Below are 7609 nucleotides of genomic sequence, written 5' to 3' on the forward strand. Positions count from 1 at the left end.
AACGCAATATTTCCCCATTTTCTAGTCGTTTTCCCATTGAATCAACGAGGACAAGGCAGATGCAGGGAACCGCCGCGCTACACTGATGATGGACGGAGCCAATCAGGAAGGCGGAATGCACTTCCATGACGACCGCTTCACCATGAACTGGGCTGCGGGCAAACGCCATGCGACCGCCGCAAGACTCGACGTTCGTGACGATGGCGGGCGCGATCATGTCGTAACGTGGGAACCAATCGACACCTTCATGATGAAGGGTATCGGCTATGGCCATAGCGAATGGGTGCATGGTGGTTTCAAGGGAGAACTGGCGGTTGAACGTGAAGACTTCCGCCCTGCCGACCTCGATCCGCTGCTCATGCCACACCTCCATATCCAGCACGTCGCCATCGCGCGGCATGAAGGCGGTGGCGCGAGTTCGGAGGGCATTGGCATTGTCGAGCAACTTGTTTTTGGTCCGCACGGCCCAAGCGGTTTCAAAGGGCTGAACGATGGGGCGGGCGCATGAGCCTGCCGGTCCTGTCGCGTGACGAGATTACTGCAGAGTGGCTGACAGCCATGCTGCGTGACAAAGGCCATGATGTCGCCATTGCATCAATCGAAGCCAAGGCCATCGGCACTGGTCAGGTAGGTGCCACCTATCGCATCGCCTTGAACTTTTATGCAAATCCCGGCGGTTTTCCGCCAACCATTGTTGCCAAGCTGCCGTCCAATGATGAGTTGAGCCGGACGACGGGCAAATCACATCTCACTTATCTGCGCGAAAGCCGGTTCTACCAGACTTTCGCTGGCAAAAAGCCGATGGCAGTGCCCGACCATCTATACATCGCCTTCGATGAAGACAGCCATGCTTTCACGCTGATCATGCATGATCTGCCCAATCATGTGCAGGGCAACCAGTTGGGCGAACCGAGTCGCGAGGAAGCTTTGCTTGCAGTCGATGCCGCAGCCAGCATCCATGCGGCATGGTGGGGCGATCCAATGCTCGATACGCTCGACTGGCCTAACGGTACCAAGGCGGTGCCGCCGCAACTCGACAGCGATGTCCTATTCGGCATGTTCTGGCCAGCATTTTGCGACCGCTATGGCGATCGCGTAGATGCAAACATGCGCACAGTTGGCGAAGCCTTCCTCGGCAAGCTCAACGCCAATTACGACACCCGCCAAAGCCCGCGCTGCCTGACCCATAACGATTTCAGGCCAGACAATATGCTTTTCAATGTCGGTGATCGGGTTAAACCTATCGTGATCGTTGACTGGCAAACAACTGGCGTTGGCATCGGTGTCGGAGATATTGCCTATTACACAGGCACGGCGTTCGATGCCGGGCATCGGCGGGATATCGAAGAGGAATTGCTCGCACGTTATCGGTCGCAACTGATTACCCGCGGAGTGCCTGAGACAGATCTGGCCCAGATCCGCGACGATTATTGCCGTTCTGCAGTAGCGGGCTTCCTGATGGGAGTAACCGCGGCGATGGTGGTTGAACGCACTGATCGTGGCGACGACATGTTCCTCGCCATGGCCCGCCGTTCGGCGGCGATGGTGCTTGACCATGGCGCCAAGGCGCTGCCGCAATGACGCAGTTTGTCGACCTTTCGATACCGATAACCAATGATGTGGTTTCGGACCCGCCGGTTATGCGTCCTCAGATAACCTATATGACCCATGAGAATACATGGGAGCAGATCGCGATGTTTTTCCCGGGCCTGACGCGGGAAGACCTCCCCGATGGTGAAGGCTGGGCGGTCGAAAGCCTGACGCTTAGCACGCATAACGGCACGCATATGGATGCACCCTGGCATTTCCATTCGACCACCGACAGCGGCGCTTCCCCTGCCCCGTCCATAGACGAAGCTCCGCTCGATCTGTTCTTTCGCCCCGGCGTGAAGCTCGATTTCTCGGGCAAGCCGCACGGTCATGTGGTGAGTGCTGCTGAGGTCGAAGCCGAACTGTCACGGATTGGCTATGAACTGCAACCGTTCGACATTGTGTTGATCCAATCAGGCGCGATCTACGGCACCGACAATTTCACCGATCAAGGATGCGGTATGGGCGCTGAAGCGACGCTATACCTTACTGAGCGCGGCGTGCAGGTGGTTGGCACCGACGCCTGGAGTTGGGACGCTCCGTTCAGCCACACCGCCAGACGCTGGGCAGAAAAGCGTGATCCGTCGATCATCTGGGAAGGCCATAAGGCTGGACGCATCCAGCCTTACTATCAGATAGAGAAGTTGACCAACTTAGCCTCGCTCCCGCCTTTCGGTTGGAAATTGAGCTGCTTTCCAGTCAAGATTGAACGCGCAAGCGCCGGTTGGATTAGGGCTGTCGCACTGATCGATTAAAGGTTCTGCGTAACAAGCAAATAAAGCGTCCACCCACTCAATATAGCCAGCGTCAGCCATGTAATGATGACGCCCAGCGAGCGGGGTAGCGGCGGCTTGGTGTTGGCGGGTAAATACAGACCCCAAATGTGCATCACTCGGCCAAAGAGGAAAAGCGCGCCGATGGCCATCAGGCCCATATGCCAGGCATGCGCGAGTTCGAGGAAGGCGAGCAGCAGGATGACTATTGGCGCATGTTCCGCGAGATTGCCGTGGCTGCGGCTGGCGCTGATTAATTTGGCATCGCCTGCATCGCCAAAAGCCGCCTTCGCACGGATACGTTGGCGGACTGTATCGACCGCAGTGAGCAAAAGGAGCAGCGCACAAATGGCTGCAACAAAAGCGGTAACCGGAACTGGCATGTGATTGTCTCCCCCTGATAACCGTTGCAGCTTAACTGCTAATGCCGCCAACGCCAATCGTCGAAATTTACTGGCAAAGCCCGCACGAAACGATATGGCGGATGAAAGAATATTACTCGGGGGAGTTAGAGAATGACCATTGCCGAAGCGACGCCCGAAATTGATCTGATCGACAAATCTGATCGTGCCTTTCTCGGTCATCCCAAGGGGTTGGGCTATCTGGCCTTTGTCGAGGGCTGCGAGCGGTTTTCCTATTATTCGATGCAGACCTTGCTCGTGCTCTACATGGTCAAATATCTGCTGCTGCCGGAAAATGCTGCCGGTGTAATCGGCCTCGACTGGATGAAGGGATGGTATGGCCTTGATGGTCAGCCCTTGGCGTCCAAACTTTTCGGCGACTACACGTCGCTGGTCTATCTGACCCCGATAGCAGGCGGCCTGATTGCCGACCGTTGGCTGGGGAGGCGGACAACGCTGATCCTTGGCGGGCTGTTCATGACGCTTGGCCATTTCCTGATGGCGTTTGAAAGCAGCTTCCTGTTCGCTTTGATGGCGCTGATCGTTGGCGTCGGCCTTTTTAAGGGCAACATCGCCAGTCAAGTGGGCGAGTTGTACAAACCGGAAGACTTGCGCCGTGCGATGGCGTTCCAGATTTTCTATATCGCGATCAATGTCAGCGTGATTGCAGCACCGCTCGTAGCGGGTACGCTGGGAGAGCGGGTGGGCTGGCATTGGGGCTTTGGCACCGCAGGCGTCGTAATGGTGATCGGCCTTATCCTCTACATCATGGCCGGGCCGTGGCTGCCTGCGGACAATCGCCCTGCTAAGGCTAGCGAGGCAAAGGCGAGCAAAGAACCGCTGACGCGTCAGGACTGGCTGCGTATCTCTGCGGTGGTAGCACTGGTCCCGATATTGGCCGTGGCGCTGCTCACCAACCAGCAGATTTTCAACGCCTATCTCGTCTGGGCAGATACGCAGTTCCAGCTGACCTTTTTTGGCCAGACACTGCCGACCAGCTGGATGATCACCATCGATGCGATTGCGAGTTTTTCGATGCTGGCGGCAGTCGCGGCCTTTTATGTCTGGTACGGCAAAAAACGGCAGGAGCCCGATGAACTGGGCAAGATGATCATCGGCAGCTTCTTCACCATCGCGGGTGGGCTGTGTCTCTATATGGCGGCAGCAACGCAGGGCGATGGTAAGATTGGTCTGTTCTGGCCGTTGATGTTCCATATCTTCAACAGCATCGGCTTTGCGCACATCCTGCCGGTCAGTCTGGCGTTCTTTACCAAGCTGGCACCGCGCGCGCTCAACGCTACAATCATCGGTATCTATTATTTGTCCTTCTTCGCCGCGAACAAGATCGTCGGCGAAGTGGGCACATGGTATGAAACGATGGCAACGCCGACTTTCTGGCTGTTCCATGTCGGCACGGCAGCGGTTGGCCTGGTTGCATTCGTGATCTTCAAACTGTTCCTGGCCAAGCGCCTACTGGGTTCAGCCCATTGAGCTGAACCCAGTCGTTGATTACTCCATTTCTAGGATGATCGCGTCCACCGCCAGGCTGTCTCCGGCCTTGGCGTTTACCGATTTGACAACGCCGGCTTTTTCGGCACGCAGGATATTCTCCATCTTCATCGCTTCAACAATCGCCAGCGGTTGACCTGCCTCCACCTTGTCGCCTGCCTCAACGTTCACGGCGGTGATCAGTCCGGGCATCGGGCAGATGAGATATTTGGAAAGATCGGGCGGAATTTTTTCGATCATGTGCTTCGAGAGCGGCGCGACATGCTCAGGTAGACATACCACGCTGTGGCTTGCGCCGCGTGTTGTCATCTTGAAGCCCGAACCCGATTTGGCGACCTTGACGGCAAGGCTTTCGCCATCGGCAATGGCATGCACCATACGCGCGCCAGGGACATAGTCGGTCTGCAGCTCCATCTTCTGGCCGTCGACAGTGACCTCGCCGCTGTGGACGATGACGTCGTGCCGCTGCTTATCGACCGAAACCAGCCAGTTGCGGATCGCGGGCAGATTGTCGCCCAATTGTCCGTCAATGTGTCGCGCACGTTCCGAAGTACTAGTCGCGACTACTCCGGCAATGGCGCATAGCTTCCGGATCAAGTCTTCGGAAGCGGGCGCCCCGGCAAAACCATCGGGATACTCCTCAGCGATAAAACCGGTGGTCAGCTCGCCGGAGCGGAAGCGCGGGTGCTGCATGATCGCAGAGACGAAATCGATATTGTGGCCCAACCCTTCGAGCTCGAACCGGTCGAGCGCGGCAACCTGTTTGTCGGCGGCTTCGTCGCGGGTTTTGCTCCAGGTGATCAGCTTGGCGATCATCGGGTCGTAGAACATGCTGACTTCGCCGCCATCGGCGACGCCATCGTCAACACGCACGCCATCAACGCCGCGAATATCCCCTGCCCAGCCCGGCACCGGTGGATTGTAACGCACGATGCGCCCGGTGGAGGGAAGGAAGCCGCGATAGGGATCTTCGGCATAGACGCGGTTTTCGATTGCCCAGCCATCAATCTTGATGTCATCCTGCGTCATGGCCAGCTTTTCGCCATATGCGACGCGGATCATCTGTTCGACCAAATCTATACCGGTGATGCACTCCGTGACGGGGTGTTCGACCTGCAGGCGGGGATTCATTTTGAGGGAAAAGAAGGTCTCGCCTGTCGGATCAGCACCGGAAAAGAACAGTTCGACCGTGCCTGCCGAATAATAACCCACCGCGCGCGCCAAAGCGACGCATTGCTCGCCCATCGCCTTGCGCATCTTCGGCGTGACGAACGGCGAAGGCGCTTCCTCGACCACTTTCTGGTGGCGGCGCTGGATGCTGCACTCGCGTTCGTTGAGATACAGGATATTGCCATGCTTATCGCCCAAAATCTGGATCTCAATATGGCGTGGATTGAGGATGAATTTCTCGATGAAGACGCGGTCGTCGCCGAACGAGTTCAGCCCTTCGCGCTTTACGGCGTCAAAGCCCTCGCGCACATCCTTCTCGTCATAGGCAAGCCGCATGCCCTTGCCACCGCCGCCAGCAGAGGCCTTCATCATCACCGGATAGCCGATCTCGTTCGAGATGCGCACGGCATGCTCGGTATCGTCAATCTCGCCGACAAAGCCGGGCACGACATTGACCCCCGCTTCCATCGCCAATTTCTTGGACTCGATCTTGTCGCCCATCGCGGCAATCGCGTTCACCGGCGGGCCGATAAAGGCGATACCCTCGGCGGCCAATGCTTCGGCAAAGCTGGTGCGTTCGGAAAGAAAGCCATAGCCCGGATGCACTGCCTCCGCACCGGTTGCCTTGCACGCCTCAATAATTTTCTCGGCGATCAGGTAAGACTGCGCAGCAGGCGAAGGCCCGATATGCACGGCTTCATCCGCATCAAGCACAAACGGCGCGCGCGCATCGGCATCCGAATAGACCGCAACGGTCTGGATGCCCATCCGGCGGGCGGTTTTGATTACCCGGCGAGCGATTTCACCACGGTTGGCTATAAGGATTTTTTTGAACATTCTATTTTGACCGTTCTTCTATATCGAAAATTGGAACTTCGGTTGGAGCGCAAGCCATGCGCCATTCGGATTCCGATTGCGTAGAGCTGGACCATTCGAATTTCGTTCGCAGGGTCGCGCTATTATTGGTTCGATTGAACTTAAATTCACATGTTGTCTCTGCATCCCATCCGGTAGGACTGACCCAGTAAGTCCGAATCAAATCAGATGAAAAATCCAACTTCTTCCCGATCGCCCCAATTTCGCAAATATTCTCAAACTCTTGACGACGCGGCATTGCCCGAAGTGCAACATTGGACATCTCGCTGAAAACAAAAATCTGATCGGGCAAGCTGAACTTTGTTTCGGTAGTTTTTCCGTCTCGGAGAGAGGTGTTAAATATCGCACCACTGCAAGCGATCGCAAATGTGTCCGAAGAAGTCGGAGCACTGGCGACCAGAGAACTAGCCAACATCAGCGCCTTCATAGTGCGCCCACCTTACACGTCCGCAGCGGCTCCTCCGCCTCCATAGGCACCAGCCCAAGCTTCGCCATCAACGCCGCATCCTTGTCATCACCGGCATTGGCCGCAGTCAGCAGCTTGTCTCCAGTGAAAATGCTGTTCGCACCCGCCATGAAGCACAAAGCCTGCGTCGCCTCGCTCATGCTCTCGCGGCCTGCGCTTAGGCGGACCATGCTCATCGGCATGGTGATGCGCGCAACGGCGATGGTGCGGACGAATTCGATATCGTCGATCTTCGCGAGCGGCGTGTCGGCCAGCATGTCACCCAATACGGTGCCCTTCACCGGCACCAGCGCGTTTACGGGGACGCTTTCGGGGTGCTGTTCGAGCGTTGCTAGCGTGTGAATGAAGCCCACACGGTCGGCGCGGGTTTCACCCATGCCGACAATGCCGCCGCTGCACACATTGATCCCCGCCTTGCGGACATGATCGAGCGTGTCGAGCCGATCCTGCATAGTGCGCGTGGTGATGATCTCGTTGTAACGTTCGGGCGAGGTGTCGATATTGTGGTTGTAGTAATCGAGACCTGCCTCGGCTAGCATTTCCGCCTGTTTGGGCGTCAGCATACCCAGCGTCATGCAGGTTTCCATGCCCATGGCGCGGACCGATTTTACGATCTCGACAATCGCAGGCATGTCACGATCCTTGGGGTTGCGCCAGGCAGCACCCATGCAGAAACGTTTGCTGCCCGCATCGGCGGCCTGTGCGGCCTTTTGCAGCACCGCTTGAACTTCCATAAGCTTGGTGGCCTCGACGCCACTGTCGGCCTTCACCGACTGGCTGCAATAGCCGCAATCCTCGGGGCACCCGCCGGTCTTGATGCTCAG

8 protein-coding genes are annotated in these 7609 nt (G+C 57.1%); 4 read left to right on the top strand and 4 right to left on the bottom strand.

From position 1 onward, the window contains the following. Positions 1–115 precede the first annotated feature (115 nt). The 3 genes from Q0239_RS09885 to Q0239_RS09895 are packed head-to-tail and all read left to right on the top strand — an operon-like array spanning position 116 to position 2345. On the top strand, positions 116–508 hold the full coding sequence (locus tag Q0239_RS09885; protein WP_298602005.1) for a hypothetical protein: 393 nt from the start codon (positions 116–118) through the stop codon (positions 506–508). Continuing rightward, positions 505–1581 (top strand): phosphotransferase family protein, encoded by a 1077-nt coding sequence (locus Q0239_RS09890; protein ID WP_298602008.1) that lies wholly within the window; start codon positions 505–507, stop codon positions 1579–1581. Before Q0239_RS09885 ends, Q0239_RS09890 begins: the two co-directional genes overlap by 4 nt. Beyond that, positions 1578–2345 (top strand): cyclase family protein, encoded by a 768-nt coding sequence (locus tag Q0239_RS09895; protein ID WP_298602011.1) that lies wholly within the window; start codon positions 1578–1580, stop codon positions 2343–2345. Before Q0239_RS09890 ends, Q0239_RS09895 begins: the two co-directional genes overlap by 4 nt. Here the strand turns inward: Q0239_RS09895 and Q0239_RS09900 are convergent. Next, the gene (locus Q0239_RS09900) at positions 2342–2746 is read right to left on the bottom strand and encodes an MAPEG family protein (protein WP_298602013.1); all 405 of its coding nucleotides are present in this window, start codon (positions 2744–2746) and stop codon (positions 2342–2344) included. The two genes, Q0239_RS09895 and Q0239_RS09900, sit on opposite strands and share 4 nt — an antisense overlap. Before the next feature lie 132 nt (positions 2747–2878). Here Q0239_RS09900 and Q0239_RS09905 point away from each other — a divergent pair, with 132 nt between their 5' ends. Further along, positions 2879–4255, top strand: a complete 1377-nt coding sequence (locus Q0239_RS09905; RefSeq protein ID WP_298602017.1) for a peptide MFS transporter — start codon at positions 2879–2881, stop codon at positions 4253–4255. Between the two features lie 18 nt (positions 4256–4273). Here Q0239_RS09905 and Q0239_RS09910 read toward each other — a convergent pair whose 3' ends face one another. From Q0239_RS09910 to bioB, 3 genes are all read right to left on the bottom strand, one after another. Next, positions 4274–6280 (bottom strand): acetyl/propionyl/methylcrotonyl-CoA carboxylase subunit alpha, encoded by a 2007-nt coding sequence (locus Q0239_RS09910; protein WP_298602020.1) that lies wholly within the window; start codon positions 6278–6280, stop codon positions 4274–4276. A gap of 1 nt (position 6281) precedes the next feature. Beyond that, entirely contained in the window at positions 6282–6746 is a 465-nt protein-coding gene (locus Q0239_RS09915; protein ID WP_298602023.1) for a hypothetical protein, read from the bottom strand. Then, a partial coding sequence (gene bioB, locus Q0239_RS09920; RefSeq protein ID WP_298602026.1) for a biotin synthase BioB occupies positions 6743–7609 on the bottom strand: 867 nt, incomplete at its 5' end. The genes bioB and Q0239_RS09915, both read right to left, overlap by 4 nt.

It is taken from the genome of uncultured Sphingorhabdus sp. (assembly GCF_937872355.1).
In the GTDB taxonomy this organism is placed as follows: domain Bacteria; phylum Pseudomonadota; class Alphaproteobacteria; order Sphingomonadales; family Sphingomonadaceae; genus Sphingorhabdus_B.